This is a genomic window from Dactylosporangium siamense (assembly GCF_016862795.1).
Classification (GTDB): Bacteria; Actinomycetota; Actinomycetes; order Mycobacteriales; family Micromonosporaceae; genus Dactylosporangium; species Dactylosporangium siamense.
This window is the reverse complement of record NZ_BONQ01000205.1, coordinates 20,038-36,594: the sequence shown is the minus strand read 5'-3', so window position 1 is coordinate 36,594 and position 16,557 is coordinate 20,038. Positions and strand designations below refer to the sequence as shown.

General features: G+C 70.9%; 15 protein-coding genes and 1 pseudogene. 12 read left to right on the top strand and 4 right to left on the bottom strand.

Features of this window, described 5'->3' with window-relative positions; translation table 11 throughout:
• The coding region (gene rho, locus Dsi01nite_RS55335; protein WP_203854584.1) for a transcription termination factor Rho at window positions 1-1,126 on the top strand (1,126 nt) is incomplete at its 5' end.
• A 157-nt stretch (window positions 1,127-1,283) separates the two neighbouring features.
• Here the strand turns inward: rho and Dsi01nite_RS55330 are convergent.
• Window positions 1,284-1,805 carry a winged helix-turn-helix domain-containing protein gene (locus tag Dsi01nite_RS55330; protein ID WP_203854583.1) on the bottom strand — a complete coding sequence of 174 codons (522 nt, stop codon included), beginning with the start codon at window positions 1,803-1,805 and terminating at the stop codon, window positions 1,284-1,286.
• 68 nt (window positions 1,806-1,873) lie between these two features.
• Between Dsi01nite_RS55330 and Dsi01nite_RS55325 the strand changes: the two are divergent.
• From Dsi01nite_RS55325 to Dsi01nite_RS55305, 5 genes and pseudogenes are all read left to right on the top strand, one after another.
• Window positions 1,874-2,077: pseudogene (locus tag Dsi01nite_RS55325) on the top strand (GMC oxidoreductase); the annotation flags it as partial.
• 105 nt (window positions 2,078-2,182) lie between these two features.
• Window positions 2,183-3,313 (top strand): ABC transporter substrate-binding protein, encoded by a 1,131-nt coding sequence (locus tag Dsi01nite_RS55320; protein WP_203854582.1) that lies wholly within the window; start codon window positions 2,183-2,185, stop codon window positions 3,311-3,313.
• Window positions 3,314-3,321: 8 nt separating this feature from the next.
• The gene (locus tag Dsi01nite_RS55315; RefSeq protein ID WP_239137244.1) at window positions 3,322-4,242 is read left to right on the top strand and encodes an ABC transporter permease; all 921 of its coding nucleotides are present in this window, start codon (window positions 3,322-3,324) and stop codon (window positions 4,240-4,242) included.
• On the top strand, window positions 4,230-5,138 hold the full coding sequence (locus Dsi01nite_RS55310; protein ID WP_203854581.1) for an ABC transporter permease: 909 nt from the start codon (window positions 4,230-4,232) through the stop codon (window positions 5,136-5,138). The genes Dsi01nite_RS55315 and Dsi01nite_RS55310 overlap by 13 nt, the downstream gene beginning before the upstream one ends.
• Window positions 5,135-6,190 carry an ABC transporter ATP-binding protein gene (locus tag Dsi01nite_RS55305; protein WP_203854580.1) on the top strand — a complete coding sequence of 352 codons (1,056 nt, stop codon included), beginning with the start codon at window positions 5,135-5,137 and terminating at the stop codon, window positions 6,188-6,190. The genes Dsi01nite_RS55310 and Dsi01nite_RS55305 overlap by 4 nt, the downstream gene beginning before the upstream one ends.
• 332 nt (window positions 6,191-6,522) lie before the next feature.
• On the opposite strand, the gene Dsi01nite_RS55300 is transcribed toward Dsi01nite_RS55305, so the two are convergent.
• Complete coding sequence (locus Dsi01nite_RS55300; protein WP_203854579.1) at window positions 6,523-7,320, bottom strand: SAM-dependent methyltransferase; 798 nt, start codon at window positions 7,318-7,320, stop codon at window positions 6,523-6,525.
• A 304-nt stretch (window positions 7,321-7,624) separates the two neighbouring features.
• Between Dsi01nite_RS55300 and Dsi01nite_RS55295 the strand changes: the two genes are divergently transcribed.
• Both Dsi01nite_RS55295 and Dsi01nite_RS55290 read left to right on the top strand, forming a co-directional pair.
• Entirely contained in the window at window positions 7,625-8,518 is an 894-nt protein-coding gene (locus Dsi01nite_RS55295) for a glycoside hydrolase family 88 protein (protein WP_203854578.1), read from the top strand.
• The gene (locus Dsi01nite_RS55290; RefSeq protein WP_203854577.1) at window positions 8,515-9,693 is read left to right on the top strand and encodes a mandelate racemase/muconate lactonizing enzyme family protein; all 1,179 of its coding nucleotides are present in this window, start codon (window positions 8,515-8,517) and stop codon (window positions 9,691-9,693) included. Before Dsi01nite_RS55295 ends, Dsi01nite_RS55290 begins: the two co-directional genes overlap by 4 nt.
• Before the next feature lie 10 nt (window positions 9,694-9,703).
• Here the strand turns inward: Dsi01nite_RS55290 and Dsi01nite_RS55285 are convergent, their stop codons facing one another.
• Complete coding sequence (locus tag Dsi01nite_RS55285; RefSeq protein ID WP_203854576.1) at window positions 9,704-10,306, bottom strand: TetR/AcrR family transcriptional regulator; 603 nt, start codon at window positions 10,304-10,306, stop codon at window positions 9,704-9,706.
• Window positions 10,307-10,369: 63 nt separating this feature from the next.
• On the opposite strand from Dsi01nite_RS55285, the gene Dsi01nite_RS55280 reads away from it, so the two are divergent.
• The 3 genes from Dsi01nite_RS55280 to Dsi01nite_RS55270 are packed head-to-tail and all read left to right on the top strand — an operon-like array spanning window position 10,370 to window position 13,255.
• Window positions 10,370-10,801 (top strand): VOC family protein, encoded by a 432-nt coding sequence (locus Dsi01nite_RS55280; RefSeq protein ID WP_203854575.1) that lies wholly within the window; start codon window positions 10,370-10,372, stop codon window positions 10,799-10,801.
• The gene (locus Dsi01nite_RS55275; protein ID WP_203854574.1) at window positions 10,798-11,799 is read left to right on the top strand and encodes an aldo/keto reductase; all 1,002 of its coding nucleotides are present in this window, start codon (window positions 10,798-10,800) and stop codon (window positions 11,797-11,799) included. Before Dsi01nite_RS55280 ends, Dsi01nite_RS55275 begins: the two co-directional genes overlap by 4 nt.
• Before the next feature lie 55 nt (window positions 11,800-11,854).
• Entirely contained in the window at window positions 11,855-13,255 is a 1,401-nt protein-coding gene (locus tag Dsi01nite_RS55270; RefSeq protein WP_203854573.1) for a Fic family protein, read from the top strand.
• A gap of 13 nt (window positions 13,256-13,268) precedes the next feature.
• Here the strand turns inward: Dsi01nite_RS55270 and Dsi01nite_RS55265 are convergent, their stop codons facing one another.
• A complete protein-coding gene (locus tag Dsi01nite_RS55265) occupies window positions 13,269-13,898 on the bottom strand; it encodes an SMI1/KNR4 family protein (RefSeq protein ID WP_203854572.1) in 630 nt (209 codons plus the stop codon).
• Between the two features lie 179 nt (window positions 13,899-14,077).
• Between Dsi01nite_RS55265 and Dsi01nite_RS55260 the strand changes: the two genes are divergently transcribed.
• Window positions 14,078-16,540 carry a glycoside hydrolase family 30 protein gene (locus tag Dsi01nite_RS55260; RefSeq protein ID WP_203854571.1) on the top strand — a complete coding sequence of 821 codons (2,463 nt, stop codon included), beginning with the start codon at window positions 14,078-14,080 and terminating at the stop codon, window positions 16,538-16,540.
• Window positions 16,541-16,557: the final 17 nt, after the last annotated feature.

The window sequence follows — 16,557 nt, the reverse complement described above, 5'->3', positions numbered from 1 at the left end:
CCTCGTGCCGGTCGCCGGCATCCTGGACGTGCTCGACAACTACGCGTTCGTGCGGACCACCGGCTACCTGTCCGGTTCCAACGACGTGTATGTCGCGATGTCGCAGGTCAAGCGCTATGGGCTGCGTCGCGGCGACGCCGTGACCGGTGCCGTGCGCCAGCCCCGCGACGGTGAGCAGCGGCGGGACAAGTACAACCCGCTCGTCCGTCTCGACACGGTCAACGGCATGGACCCGGAGGAGGCCAAGCGCCGCCCCGAGTTCTACAAGCTGACCCCGCTCTACCCGCAGGACCGCCTGCGGCTGGAGACCGAGCCGCACATCCTCACCACCCGCGTCATCGACCTGGTCATGCCGATCGGCAAGGGTCAGCGGGCGCTCATCGTGTCGCCGCCGAAGGCCGGCAAGACGATGGTGCTGCAGTCGATCGCGAACGCGATCACCCGCAACAACCCGGAGTGCCACCTGATGGTGGTCCTGGTCGACGAGCGGCCCGAAGAGGTCACCGACATGCAGCGGTCGGTCAAGGGTGAGGTCATCGCCTCGACCTTCGACCGCCCGCCGACGGACCACGCCACGGTCGCCGAGCTGTCGATCGAGCGGGCCAAGCGGCTCGTCGAGCTGGGCCACGACGTCGTGGTGCTGCTCGACTCGATCACCCGGCTCGGTCGCGCGTACAACAACGCGTCGCCGGCCAGCGGCCGCATCCTGTCCGGTGGTATCGACTCGACGGCGCTGTACCCGCCGAAGCGGTTCCTCGGCGCGGCCCGCAACATCGAGAACGGCGGCTCGCTGACGATCATCGCCACGGCGCTGGTCGAGACCGGCTCCACCGGTGACACGGTCATCTTCGAGGAGTTCAAGGGCGTGAGCAATGCCGAGCTGAAGCTCGACCGGAAGATCGCCGACCGGCGCATCTTCCCGGCGATCGACATCGACCCGTCCGGCACCCGCAAGGAAGAGATCCTGCTGGCGCCCGACGAGCTCGCGATCGTCATCAAGCTGCGCAAGGTGCTGCACGCGCTCGACTCGCAGGAGGTGCTCAACCTGCTGCTGGACCGGTTGAAGAAGACCCGGACCAACGTCGAGTTCCTCATGCAGATCGCCCAGACCACACCGGGCGAATAGATGACCCGACGTCCACGGCCGCCCTCAGATCTGGACCGGGCCAGCAGCCGTATCACCTGGCCCGGCACGGTACGGCGACCTCAAGGCACGGTCAGGCGCCGCCGCCGTTGGCGCACGGACAGCCGGCAACATGGAACTGCACCCGCCTGCTGGCGGATCAGGCGGCGAGGCGGTACCCGCGTTTGATCACGGTGTGGACGAGTTCGACGCCGGGGACCGCTCGGCGCACCCGGGACACCGCCATCTCGATCGCGTGGTCGTCGACGTTGGTCAGGCCGGGGACCTGCTGACGCAGGTCGGCGCTGGACAGCACGGCGCCGGGCGCCCGCGCGAGCGCCCGCAGCACGTCGACGGGCCCCTGCTGGATCGGGTACAGCCGGCCGTCGAGCAGGACCGCGTGCCCGCGCACCTCCAGGGTCAGGTGGCCGACGGTGGCGTGCACCGCCCGGTCGAGCACCGACCTGGCCAGCAGCTGCACCGGGGCGTCGAGCTGCGCCAGGACGTGCCGCCCGGCAGGGGAGTGGGTCAGCAGGTGGCGGAACAGTTCGTCGGCGGAGCCGGCCGCGGTCGACAGGATGTCGCGTAGCCCGAAGCCGGGCAGGGCGTCGGCCGTGCGGGCGTCGGCGGCGAGCAGGCGGGCGGTGCGCAGCACCCCCAGCAGGTGCTCCAGGTCCGGCACCGCCTGCAGCCAAGCGCGGCGCCCGCCGGCGGAGGCGGCGAGGACGTCGTCGACCGGCCCGGCGAGGCCCGTCGAGCCTGAGGGTGCACGGCGTCGACGGCCTGCGCGTGGTCGACGCCTCGGTCATGCCGTACGTCACCAACGGCAACATCTACGCACCGGTGATGATGCTCGCCGAGAAGAGCGACGACCTCATCCTCGGCAACACCCCGCTCCCGCCCGTCGAGGTCGAGTTCTACCAGCACAGGGCCGCGAACGGACCGCACTCATGATCGTCATCCGCAGGCCATCCGATGGTTACCGAGTGTCCCGCCCGGATGGGCAATGATCACGTCCGGCCGGGCGGCTCCATGCCCGGCCGCTTGAAGGAGGCTTCTATGCACACCCGATTTGCCCGCGCCGGCGCGCTCGTGGCGACCTCGCTCCTGGCCATCTCCGTCGCCGCGTGCTCGCCGCCGGAGAAGGAGAGCCCGGCGTCGTCGAGCAACGCGGCGACGGCGGCCAGCGCCGCCGATTTGGGCGGAATGGACCAGCTCGTCGCGGCCGCGAAGAAGGAAGGCCAGCTCAACGTCATCGCGCTGCCGCCGGACTGGGCCAACTACGGCGAGATCATCAAGGCCTTCGAGGCGAAGTACGGCCTGAAGGTCAACTCCGCGCAGCCGGACGCCTCCAGCCAGGATGAGATCAACGCCGCGAACCGGCTGAAGGGCCAGGGCAACGCACCCGACGTGTTCGACCTCGGTGGCGCCGTGGCGCTGGCGAACGTGGCGATGTTCGCCCCGTACAAGGTCGCCACCTGGGCCGAGGTGCCCGACGCGCTCAAGGAGGCGGGCGGCGCCTGGATCAACGACTACGGCGGCTACATGTCGATCGGCTACGACGCGGGCAAGGTGCCCGCGCCGGCCTCGGTCGCCGACCTGCTCAAGCCGGAGTTCAAGGGCAAGGTCGCCCTCAACGGCGACCCGACGCAGGCCGGCGCCGCCTTCAGCGGCGTCGTCATGGCGGCCCTGGGCAACGGTGGCTCCGCCGACGACGTCGCCAAGGGTGTCGACTTCTTCGGTCAGCTCAAGAAGGCGGGCAACTTCCTGCCCGTCGACCCGACGCCGGCCACGATCGAGTCCGGTCAGACCCCGGTCGTCATCGACTGGGACTACCTCAACGTCGCGCAGGGCACGAAGCTCAAGGGCAAGCTCGACTGGAAGACGGTCGTGCCGGCCAATGCCGTGCTGGGTTCCTACTACGTGCAGGCCATCAGCAAGGACGCGCCGCACCCGGCCGCTGCCCGGCTGTGGCAGGAGTTCCTGTACTCCGACGCCGGCCAGAACCTCTGGCTGAAGGGTGGCGCGCGGCCCGTGCGCGCCGACGCGATGGACAAGGCAGGAACGCTCGACAAGACGGCGTACGCGGCGCTGCCGCCCTTCACCGGATCGCCGGTGTTCCTCACCGACGCGCAGACCCAGAAGGCCAAGGACTACCTGGCCGCCAACTGGGCCAAGACGGTCAGCTGACCGTCGGCATGAGCACCGTCCAACAACGCTCGGACCCCGCGGCGCCCGCGCCCGGGGTCCGAGCCCGTGGCCGGCGAAGCCTGCGCCGCGGCCTGGACCTGTTCGGCGTCGTGCCGTTCTTCGCGTTCGTCGCGGTGTTCCTCGCGATCCCCACCCTCGTCGTGGCGATCGGTGCGTTCGCCGGTGACGACAACCGCCCGACGCTGGACAACCTGGCAGCGCTGACCGACGGGTACATCGTCGACGCGTTCGTGCGCAGCATCGTGCTGTCGGCCGCCACCGCCCTGCTCGGTGCGGTGCTCGGCGCGCTGCTCGCCTACGCGCTCGTCACGGCGAAGCCACAGGGGCTGCTGCGCCGCGCGGTGACCGCGGCCGCCGGGGTGCTCGCGCAGTTCGGCGGGGTCACCCTCGCCTTCGCCTTCATCGCCACGGTCGGGCTCAGCGGCTTCGTCACGGTGTTCCTGCGCGAGCATCTCGGCGCCGATATCTACGCCGGCGGCGTCTGGCTGTTCGAGCTGCCCGGCCTGACCCTCGTGTACACCTACTTCCAGATCCCGCTCATGGTCATCGTGTTCCTGCCGGCCCTCGACGGCATCCGTCCACAGTGGCGTGAGGCCACCGAGAGCCTGGGCGGCTCGACGTGGCAGTACTGGCGCCGGGTGGCGGTGCCGTTGCTGGCCCCCGCGTTCCTCGGCTCGACCCTGCTGCTGTTCGCCAACGCGTTCTCGGCGTACGCCACCGCGGCGGCGTTGGTCAGTCAGGGCAACCCCATCGTGCCACTGCAGATCCGAGGGACGATCACCAGCGAGGTGGTCCTCGGACGGGCCAACCTCGGCAAGGCGATGGCACTCGGCATGATCGTGGTCGTCGCGATCGTGATGTGGCTCTACGCGCTGCTGCAGCGGAGGACCTCGCGATGGCTGGGCTGACCGCGCCTCCTCGGCGGGCGGGGCTCCGCCGCCGCCGGGCCCGGCGGCAGCGGGTCTTCCGATGGGTCGTCGTCGGGCTGCTCGGGCTGTTCTTCGCGCTGCCGCTGCTGGCCATGCTGGAGTTCACCACCCGCGGCGCCGGAGGCAAGCTGTCGTTCGACACGTGGCGCCTGCTCGTCGACTGGCCGCGCTTGAGCGAGACCTACCCCGACCTGTCGGCCGGCATCACGACCTCGTTCGGCCTCGCCCTGCTGACCACGGTACTGATGCTCGTGCTCCTGGTCCCCACCGTGATCTGGGTGCGCCTGCGGCTGCCCCGGCTGCGCCGCACGATCGAGTTCCTGTGCCTGCTGCCGCTGACCATCCCGGCGATCGTGCTGGTCGTTGGGCTGGCACCGGTGTACGCGTGGGTGACGTACTTCCTGGGCGGCTCGTCGCTGACGCTGACCTTCGCCTACACCGTCCTCGTGCTCCCGTACGCCTATCGGGCCATCGACGCCGGGCTGTCGGCGATCGACGTGCGCACGCTCGCCGAGGCGGCCCGTTCCCTCGGTGCGGGCTGGGCCACCGTGATCTGGCGGGTGGTGCTGCCCAACATCCAGTCCGCCGTGCTGTCCGCCGCGTTCCTGTCCGTCGCGCTGGTGCTCGGCGAGTTCACCCTCGCGTCCCTGCTCAGCCGCACCAACCTGCAGGTCGCGATCGAACTGCTCGGCAAGAGCAGCGCGACCATGTCGGTCGCGGTCTCCCTCGCCGCGCTGATCCTGGCCTTCGTGCTGCTGTTCCTGCTGTCATTCGTCGGTGCCGTCAGAGGCCGGCGACGCAACCGTTCGAAGGAGCCAACCGTGAGTACGAGCAGTGAGCCCGCCATCCCCGCGACGCCGGAGGTGACGCGGTGAGCGGGCAGCGGAGCGTCGCGGTGCGGCTGCAGGGACTGCGCCGGCGGTTCGGCGGCGTGCAGGCACTCGACGGACTCGACCTCGACCTCGCACCGGGCGAACTGATCGCGCTGCTCGGACCGTCGGGCTGCGGCAAGACCACCGCGCTTCGGGTGCTGGCCGGGCTGGAGGACGCGGACTCCGGCTCGGTGCTGGTCGGCGGCAAGGACATCACGATGCTGCCGGCCAACCGGCGGGATATGGGCATGGTCTTCCAGGCGTACAGCCTCTTCCCGCACCTGACCGCACTGCAGAACGTCGAGTTCGGCCTGCAGCTGCGCGGCCGCCCGGCCGCCGAGCGCCGCCGCACTGCCGCGGAGATGTTGGAGCTGGTCGGCATCAGCACACACGCCGACCGGTACCCGCATCAGCTCTCCGGCGGCCAGCAGCAGCGCGTGGCGCTGGCCCGCGCCCTGGCGATCCGCCCGCAGGTGCTGCTGCTCGACGAGCCGCTGTCGGCGCTCGACGCGAAGGTGCGCGTCCAGCTCCGCGACGAGATCCGCCGCATCCAGATCGAGGTCGGCACCACGACGCTGTTCGTCACCCACGACCAGGAGGAGGCGCTGGCGCTCGGCGACCGGGTCGGCGTCATGCGCGACGGCCGGCTGGAACAATTGGCCGCGCCGGCCGAGGTCTACCAGCGACCCGCGTCCGCCTTCGTGGCCAACTTCATCGGGTTGAGCAATCGCCTGCCGGGCCGCCTCTCGGCCGGCACCGTCGAGGTGCTCGGCGTCGTACTGCCGCTGATCGATCCGACCACGGCACCGGCCGACCGGACCGCGCCGGTGACCGCGCTCGTGCGTCCCGAGTCCGTCGACGTGGTCGCCGATGCGGAGGGCACCGGCCGGATCGTCTCGGCGAGCTTCCTCGGACCCACGAGCCGGGTCACCGTCGCCATGCCAGGCGACGTACTGGTCACCGCGCAGGTCTCCAGCGCCCGGCTGGCCGAGCTGACGCCGGGCGCGGCTGTGCGGCTCGACCTTTCGCCGGTGCCGGTGGCGCTCGCCGCCTGATCGGGTGGGTTCGCCTCGGTGGCTGTCCATCCGGCTCGACGGCCTGGTCCGCTCGGCAGGCCGCTTTGCCCAGTGCCTCAGCGGGCGATGTCGAGGCTGGTCGGGGCGCTGGTGTGCGGCCGAGGTGGGCGACGACCGACGCCGCCGGTTCGGTGGTCGAGGACCTGCGCAGGGGCAAGGCGTTCGCGCGCATGATGAACCGGATCCACGTCCGGGACACCAACGGTGATGTCGTGGACTTCGAGGAACAGCGGCAGGCAAGGGCACTACGCCCCGCCGACCATGACTGGCGCACACTTCCCGGGAGGCGGCCCCGTCCGATCAGGGACGCGTCACGGCTTGCGGGCCACGGCGCCATACGCGTCGATGTGCTCGGCCGCAGGGTCCTCCGCGTGCCACTGCGTGATCGGCGCGAGGCCGGGGTCCACCATCGTGAGACCCTCGAAGCATCCGGCCAGTTGGTCGGGGCTGCGCAGGATGTACGGGACACCGCCGCTCTCCGCCAGCTTGTTGGCGCCCTCGACCACGGCCGGGGTGGTGTCGGTGCCGTCCCACAGAACCAGGTGGCTGCCGGGCGCGACGCTGTCCATCACCCGCCCGACGATGGAACGCACCACGTCCAGGTCGGGCTCGTAGCCCATGACGCCCATGAACATCACAGCGACCGGCTCGGAGAAGTCCAGCGTCTTCGCCGCTTCGGCGAGAATCAATTCCGGTTCGTGGTAATCGGCATGGACGTAGTCCGTCTGGCCCTCGGCGCTGGAATTGGTTAGCAGGGCACGGGCGTGCACCAGCACCATCGGGTCGTTGTCGACGTACACGATCCGGGATTCGGGCGCGACCTGCTGGGCGACCTCATGGGTGTTCTGCATGGTGGGCAGGCCCGTCCCGATATCGAGGAACTGCCGGATGCCCGCCTCGGCCGCCAGGAACCGCACGACCCGGATGAGGAACTGCCGGGACTCGAGCGCCATGAGGGCGATCTCTGGATAGACCTGGACCACTGCGTCCCCAGCGGCTCGGTCGGCCTGGAAGTTGTCCTTGCCGCCCATCCAGTAGTTCCAGATCCGCGCCGCGTGCGGCACATCGAAACGAAGCTGCGCGGCGAGCTCGGAATCCGGGTCGACCATAGTCAGGCTCCTATGTAAAAGGCTCGTCGTGTGCGAGGTGGCCACTGACTTCTATCGCTGTTCTACGAGTCCGACGCACTCTACAACATCGGCCGGCGGCGGCTACTCCGCGACTTGCTCGGTGACGAGGAGGCAACCACAGGTGAGGTCGGGTCGACGACTTGGCTGTCGCGTTCGACGCCGAGCCTCTCGCGATTGCTTCGGCCGCTGATTGCCGCTACGTTCGATCATGCGCAAGAGGATTGCGACATGAGGGTGGTGCTTGCAGCATATGCAAGGGGATTGCAGAGATCTCGTCGAGGCGGTGGCGGGGCGTGCGCTCGCGTACCCGTACAAGACCTGGGGCTTCGGCGAGGGCATGGCGCTGCTGGGTGTCCTGCGGGCCGCCGAGCAGCTGGGCCGGCCGGCCTGGATCGACGCCGTCGCTGAGCTGCTCGCCCCGAGCCTGGCCGGCCCACCTCGGCCGACCGACCACCTCATCGCGGTCGACGTCCTGGTCGAGCTGAAGCGGCTGCGGCCGGCGATCGCCACCGACGAAGCGCTCCGCCGATTCCAGGCGGCCGTGCTCGGCGCGAGCCGACCGGTTCCGGACCGGCCACCGGTACACCGGCCGGACCTGCCCCACCTGGCCACCATGATCTGGGTCGACTGCCTGCACACCGACGGCCCGGGCCTGGTCGCCACCGGCCACCCGGCGGCCGCAACGGCCCTGGTGGACGAGGCTGCCGCCGTGCTGCAGGACCCATCCGGCCTGTTCAGCCACGGCTACGACACCGCCACCGCGACGCCCAACGGCGTGCACTGGGGCCGCGGACAGGGCTGGGCACTGCACGGGCTGCTCGCGGCCGGACCGCGACTGCGGCCCAGGGCCGAGCGGCTGCTGACCGCACTCGCGGCACACGAACAGGACGGCAGCTGGCGAACCATCGTCGACGATCCCGCGGCGCCGGTCGAACACAGCGTCAGCGCGCTGATCGCCGCGGACACCCTGCGCGACCCGGCCTGGGCGGCCATGGGACACCGCGCGCTCGACGCCGCCGTCGCCGCGCTCGACGCGGACGGTGGCCTGCCGGTGTCGTCGGCGACACCGGTCGGGCCGCCCGCCACCTACCTCGACCGTGACACCGGCACCTACCCCTGGGGCCAGGGACCCCTGCTGCTCGCACTGCTGTCCGCTCGCAAGGAGGAGACGACGTGAAGATCGAATCCGTCGAACCGATCGTGCTGCGGGTCCAGCCCGCCGAAACCTACTGGGGTGCCCGCACCTGGAGCGCCGACCAGGGCACGGAACTGGGCGAATACCCGGTCACCGCACGCCGCCGGTACGCGTACTCGACCACCATCGACACCGTCCTGGTCCGCGTGGTCACCTCCGACGGCGTCGTCGGCTGGGGCGAATGCAAGGCACCGGTCGCGGCGCCGGCCACCGCGGCCCTCGTCGCCGAGCTGCTCGCCCCGATGATCGTCGGCAGCCGGCTCGACGAGATCGCGGTCAGCTGGGAGCGGATGTACGCCGCCATGCGCGTGCGCGGCCACGACAGCGGCTTCTGGCTGGAGGCCCTGTCCGGCGTGGACATCGCGCTGTGGGACGCGTGGGCACGAACGCTGCACCAGCCGATCCACGCGCTGCTCGGTGGAGCGTTCCGCGGCAGCGTGCCGGTGTACGCGTCAGGCATCCCCGCCGGCGCCGACACCGACCGGGTCCGCGTGGAGGCCGAGCGGCTCGTGGCAGCCGGGTACACCGCCATCAAGGTGGCCATCGGTACCGACCCGGGCTCCGACGTCACCTCGGTCGCCGCCGTCACCGACGTCGTCGGCCCGACCGGCCGGGTCTTCGCCGACGCCGCCGGCCAGTACGACCTGCGCCAGGCGCTCCGGGTCGGCCGCGCCCTGGGCGAGCTCGGCATCGGCTTCTTCGAGATGCCGATCCCACCCGAGGACATCGACGGCTACCGCGACCTCGCGCAACGACTCGACACGCCGCTGGCCCTGGACTCCCTCGCCACCCGCCACCGGGCCCTGGACTTCCTGCGGCTCGGTGCCCTGCACGTGCTGCAACCCGACGTGTGCCGGGCCGGCGGCATCACCGGCGTCACCCGCATCGCCGCGCTCGCCGACGCGTTCGGCGCGATGGCGACGCCCCACGTCAGCATCGGGTCGGCGGTGCACTTCGCCGCCAGCCTGCAGTGCGCCGCGGCCATGCCCAATTTCGACATCTGCGAGTACTGGATCGGCACCAACCCGCTCGGTACGCCCGTCGCCCCCGACATCGAGATCCCGGCCTCCGGTCAATGGCTGGTGGGCTCCGGACCCGGCCTCGGCATCACCGTCGACGAGTCCGCGGTGCGCACGCTCGCCGAGCGGACCCGCTAGCCAGGTACCACTACGGGTACAGCGTCGACACCCAGATGTGGGTGAGCGTGTCGACCAGGACGGCGCGGTCGTCGAACGGCGGCACTGCGCAGGCCGCCAGGTAGTACAGCCGCTCGCCGGTCCAGGTGAGCGACGCGGCGAGGGCCGGTGCGTCGACGCCGGCGAGCCGGGCCGTCACCTCCGGGTCGGCCTCGATGCGGGCGAGCGCGGCCTCCGTGAACGTGGCCATCTGGGCCAGCCAGAGCTCACGCAGCTGCGGGTCGGAGGCCCAGCTCTCCACGATTGCCCGCAGCACCGGCGCGTTCGCGAGCCACAGTCCGGCGCCTGCGTCGACGCCGAGCCGCAGCGCCTCGCGCGCATCGACCGCTCCGCTGACCCATGGCTGCGCGGCCTCGTGGCCGGAGGTCACCGCGCGCCGCACGAGCTCGGCCAGCGCCGCCTGTTTGCCCGGGAAGTAGAAGTAGAAGCTTGCCCGCGAGACGCCGGCCGCGGCGATGATCTCGGCCACGCTCAGTGTGTCGAACGTGCGCTCAACCAGCAGGTCGCGCAACGCGCCGAGGATGCGTTCGCGCAGCTCGGTGGGGTGCTGGTTGGGTTCGTCGCGCCGCGGCATGTGACGCAGCGTACCGCACGCGCCGTCTGGACACTGTGACCAGACACTGTGTATGGTCGCGGCATGACGCAGATCGCCATCCATCTGGTAGTCGCCGACCCCGAGACCGCGGCCGCCTGGTACACCGAGGTGCTGGGGGCGCAGGAGACCGGCCGTCTCCCGCTGCCCGACGGCCGGCCGCTCACGATCAACCTGCGCGTCGGCGACTCCGAGCTCGCCATCGCCGGGGAGCAGCCGGCGCGCGGCCTGCGCACGCCGGCGGCGCTGGGTGGCACGCCGGCCGCGTTCCACCTCCCGGTGCCCGACGTCGACGCGGTCTGGGACCGGGCGATCGCCTCCGGCGCCACCGCGTTCGAGCCGCCGCACGACGCGTTCTGGGGCGACCGCACCGCGCAGTTCCTCGACCCCTCCGGTCATCGGTGGGCGGTCAACCAGCACCTGCGCGACGTCTCCGCCGACGAGCTCGCCGCGTTCGTCGCGAAGGCGTTCGCATGAGGTACACCACCTTCGGCCGGACCGGCCTGCGCGTGTCCGAACTGGTCCTCGGCGCGATGACGTTCGGCGAGCAGGGCGGGGTCGGCGCACCTCCGGCGGAGTGCCGGCGCATCCTCGACGTCTACGCGGAGGCGGGCGGCAACGTCGTCGACACGGCGATCAACTACCGGGGCGGCGCCAGCGAGGAGATCCTCGGCGAGGTCCTCGCAGGCCGCCGCGACCGTTTCGTGGTCGCGTCCAAGTACACGGTGACGCGCGACGCGACCGACCCCAACGGCGGCGGCAACCACCGCAAGAACCTGCGCCTGTCCCTGGAGACCAGCCTGCGCCGGCTGCGCACCGACCACCTCGACATCTACTGGGTGCACATCTGGGACCGGCACACCCCGATCGAGGAGACGATGCGGGCCCTCGACGACGCGGTCACCGCCGGCAAGGTGCTCTACGTCGGCGTCTCCGACACGCCCGCATGGGTCGTGTCCCGCGGCAACACGCTTGCCGAGTGGCGCGGCTGGACCCCGTTCGCCGGCCTGCAGGTGCCGTACAGCCTCGTCAACCGCGACGCCGAGCGGGAACTGCTGCCGATGGCCGGCGCCTACGGCCTCACCGTCACGGCATGGAGCCCGCTGGGCGGCGGCGTCCTGTCCGGCAAGTACACCGGCGACGGCGGGGCACCGACGCGGCTCAGCCGCGACTCGATCAGCGAGCGCGACCTCAGCATCGCTGCGGCCGTGCAACAGGTCGCCGGTGAACTCGGCGCCACCCCGGCGCAGGTCGCGCTGGCGTGGGTGCGCCAGCACAGCGGCGTGCTCCCGATGATCGGCGCGCGCACCGTCGAGCAACTGCGCGAGAACCTGGGCTGTCTCGACGTGACCCTGCCACCGGAGGCCACCGCACGACTGGAAACGGCGACCGGCTTCAGTCTCGGCTTCCCGGCCGACTTCATCGCGCAGACGTCGTCGTGGGTGCTCGGGTCCCACGACCTCGTGTCGCCGTAGATCAGCAACGAATGCGGGTGCCGCCACGCATGCCGCCGTGGCACGATGGCCGGCGATGGTGATCGAATCCCTTACCTGGGCTGACGTCGACCCTGCCCGGCATCCGTTCGACCCGGACACCGTCCACGACGTCGTGCGGGCGTTGGCTCCGGCGGGCGGGGTGCCGGCGCCGTACCGGTACGACCCGGTCCGTGGCTACGATCGCGCCGCGGCCGACGCGCGCTGGGCCTGGCAGCGGGCGATGGAGCAGGCCCTCGTCGAGCACTACGGCTCCTGGGCGTGCGGCTGGAACGCCCAGATGGGCGGCCACACCGCCGACGGTGCGCTGACCGTCCGGTGGAACGGCGCCCAGGACTCGATCACGACGCCCGAGGAGACGCTCGACGCGGTCGCCGGGGCGCTGCTGGACTGGCGGACGTTCCTCGAGGACCTGGTCGGGATGTTCGCGCGGCACCTGCCGCTGCCCACCGAGCCCCACGCGGCCTTCGCCGCCTGGGAGGCCACCGCCGCCGCCCTGGTCGCGACGGTGGCGGCGCGGTCGGGCGCTGACGAGCACTGGTATCCGGTATGCACGTTGGCACTGAAATGGTTCCTGGACGTCGCCGAGGTCCCGGGCGACGACCACGACGTGCTCGTCGACGCCACGATCGGCGGGAAGTTCTTCAGCTCCGTCTCCCCGCAGGGCGCCGAGGTGGCCGACGGTGCGGAGTCCCTGGCGGCCGCGCTCACCGGCATCACGCCGCGGCCGGACGACGCGTGGCCCGACACCTGGCCGCAGGACTGGCCGAGCCGGCGCAGCACGGAGATTCCCACCGCCGCCCGGCGGGCGCAGCCGGCCGCACCGCCGGCGGCGATCCCCGACAGCCTCGCGGCGTGGCGGCAGGTCCGGCAGTCGGCCCGCTGGGCGCATGTTGCCGGGCATGTCGACGGTCCGGCCGGCACCGCGCGTGACGGCGTCGCCGAGGTCTTCGCGAGGCGGAAGTACGGTGCCGGCCGCGCTCTCGCCGCGTTGCGGCTGGCACGCGCCGACGCGGCCGGGTCCGGTCCGCTCACGTTCGCGCGCCTCGAGACGTGGCAGCGGGAGGTGCTCGGCGTCGCCGCGGCGCCGTTCCGCACGACGTCCGCCTGGGCGAGGGGCGGCCGGGAGCGGTACGCCTATGACAGTGAGCTGCCCTCGGCGTTCGAGGCGTGCCTGGCCGAGTCCGCCGACCCGGCCGTGCCGTTGCCGTCCCGGGCCGCGCGGGTGTATCTCGACGTGCTGTTCTTCCACCCGTTCGCCGACGGCAACGCGCGCTCGGCGGCGCTCGCACTGTATTTCGTGCTCGCCCGCGACGGCGTGGTCCTGGACCGGGCCGCGGCGCTGCTGATGACCCGCTGGCCGGCGACCGACCCGCGCGGCGCCGAAGGCGTGGCCCGCTTCGTCGCCACCCTCATCGAACGGACCCGCGACCGCTAGTGGGCCGAAGGCTTCACTGATTGCGGAGTTCCAGCGCCCGATCGCTCGAACTCTTCAGCCCGTGCTCGGCGACGAACTCCAGGAAGTCCGCGGCCACGAGCTTCCGTTCGTAGCCGTCGTGGAAGTGGAACCAGATCTGCTCGTGGCAGCGCCCATCGGTCACCGGGAACCCCCAGTAGTCGCCGGTGCCGACCGGGGCTACGGCGATGAAGTCGCGGTCGGGGAACTCCAGGTCGTTCTCCGACCGGATGTCGAGGTCCGTTTCCGGCGCATCCGGATCGACCGGCCGGAACAGTTCGAGGTAGCCGAACATGCCGCCGCCGTACCGCGTCATGAAGGCCTTGTACTGCTCCGGGAAGGTCACGCCCATCTGGGCCTCGACGCGGGCGATCACCTCCGGCGTGCAGGTGTACCTATCGATCGTCGTGAAGCCCTCCCGCGCTGCCCATTCGGCCGCCTTCCGCAGGAACGGCTCGGCCAGGGCGTCGAACGCGGCGGGATCCACCGGATCACTGTAGCGCCGGTTACGGTCGTCGATCCGGCGGGAACGGGCCGGGCCAGAGCCCGGCAGGCGGGTGTTGCCACGTGGCTTACCACGTGATAAATCTTCTGCCACGTGGTAAATCACGCTGTCCTGTTCCATGAGCCCGCCAGCCGAGGAGCACGTGCATGGCTCGACAACCCGCTCGACAGCCCTCTCGAGAACCCGTTCGACAACCCGGAAGATCCCCTCAGCGACGCGCCGCCGCCGCGGCCGTCGTTGCCGCGCTCGTCGTCGTCTGCGCTCAGGCCGCAACGCCCGCCTACGCGGACGGGCAGGCCGTGAACGTCTGGCTCACCACCGGTGACCTGGTCAGCAAGCTCACCCCGCAGACCGCGCTCGCCTTCGCCGCCGACTCCGGCACCAACCCGCTCACCATCGACGTCGACGACGAGCGCACGTTTCAGACGATGACCGGCTTCGGTGCCACCTTCACCGACTCGTCGGCGTGGTTGATGGCCACCAAACAGAACGCCACCCAGCGCTCGGCGGTGCTCAACGACCTGTTCAACACCTCGACCGGCATCGGCCTGTCGATGCTGCGCCAGCCGATGGGCTCCACCGACTTCATCAGCACCGTCGGTGGCTACTACACCTACGACGACGTCGCCGGCGACACCACGCTCGGCAGTTTCAGCGTCGCGCACGACGACGCCACGATCGTGCCGATGATCCAGCAGGCCCTCGCCGTCAACCCCGGCATCAAGGTCAACCTGACCTCGTGGAGCGCGCCGGCCTGGATGAAGGACAACAACAACCTCAAGGCCGCCTGCCAGGACTGCTATCCGGGCACGTTGCTGGCGGGCTACTACAGCCTCTACGCCGACTACCTGGTGAAGGCGATCCAGGCCTACCAGGCGCGCGGCATCCCGATCTGGGCGACGAGCGCGCAGAACGAGCCGAGCACCGGAAACACCTACAACACGATGGTGCTCAGCGCCGCGCAGTCGATCGACTTCATCACCAACCACTTCGCGCCGAAGCTCTACAACGCGGGGCTGCAGCCGCGCATCTTCGCCGGTGACATGGTGTGCTTCGACGCGACCTACCCGACCGACGTGTTCAACAACGCGGCCGCCTACGCGGAGACCGAAGGGTCCTCGTTCCACGGCTACTGCGGGACGCCCGACCAGCTCGGCGTCATGCACGACAGGTTCCCGTACAAGCCGATCTACCAGTCGGAGCTGGCGCCGTACTGCACCGACACCGACTTCCGCGACATCCTCGTCAACGGGCCGCGGAACTGGGCCCAGTCGATCATCGCGTGGAACGTCGCGCTGGACACCACCTCCGGGCCGTACCACACCGGCGCGGCCAACATCTGTGACTCGGCCTCGCATCCGGGCATTCCCATCCAGCCGCTCGTCACGATCAACCAGAGCACCGGCGCGGCGACGTACCGGCCGAGCTACTACTGGACCGGGCACCTCGCGAAGTTCGTGAAGCCGGGCGCGAAGCGGATCGCGTCCAACAGTTTCGGCGCAAGCAGTGTGCAGGACGTGGCGTTCCTCAACCCGGACGGCACCCGCGCGGTCGTGGCCTGGAACCGGGGCGGGTCCGCCGCCACGACCAAGGTGCGCAGCGGCGGGCAGTCGTTCTCCTACTCGATCCCGGCCGGAGCGATGGTGACGTTCACCTGGGCCGGTGGCACGAGCGGCGGCCGGCACGGCTGGGGCGACTCGGTGCGCGGCACCAACGCCGCCAACATCTACGGCGGTGGCCTGGCCCGCGGGTCGTGGAGCCTGCCCAGCGCCACCGCGGCGACCGTCACGAGCCTCGGCTCGGGCTGGAACTCGCTCTACCGCGGCGCCGACACGCGCCTCGCGGACTACTCGGTGAGCGTTGACGTGCGGCGCACCGCGGCCGGCACCACGTCGGCGTCGCCGAAGTACGGTGTCTACGGCTGCTACCAGAACGACGACAACTACGTGCAGGCGTGGATCGACCCGGTCAACGCCACGTTCGTCTCCCACGCCCGGCTCGGCGGCACCGACCTGGGCTGGTCCGGGACGCAGGCGTTGCCGGGCGGCTTCAACACCGGCGTCGCCCACAAGCTGACCGTCGACCGGCAGGGCAGCACGTTCCGGTTCGCGCTGGACGGGGTCGCGCAGCCGTCGCGGACCGTGGCGATCACCGGCGGGTGCCAGGTCGGCCTGGTCACCGAGGACACCGCGGTCGAGTTCACCAACGCCCAGGTGCTGGACCGCCTGGAGTGGGGCGACGCGCGGTTCGGGTCGAACCCCGGCAACATCTACGGCGGGAAGGCGGTCCGCGGCAACTGGGTCGTCAACGCGCCGCAGAGCCTCGAGTCGACGTCGCTGGGCTCCGGCTGGAGCTCGATCTATGGCGCCGCCGGCATCCGCACCACCGACTACACGCTCAGCGCGTCGGTGCGCCGGGTCGCGGCCGGCACCACGTCGGCGGCGCCGAAGTACGGCGTCTACGGCTGCTACACCGACGACCTGAACTACGTGCAGGCGTGGATCGACCCGGTGAACAACGCGTTCGTGTCGCACGCGCTGGTCGGCGGCACCGACCTGGGCTGGTCGGGGGTCCAGGCGCTGCCCGGCGGGTTCAACCCGGCGGTGCCGCACACGATCACGGTGACGAAGACCGGCAGCACGTTCACGTTCAAGCTCGACGGGGTGGCGCAGCCGTCGCGGACGGCGGCGCTGAGCAACTGCCAGGTCGGCGCGGTCACCGAGGACGTGAAGGCGAACTACCGGGCCGTCACGATCAGCTGAGGACCAAGGGACCGCGC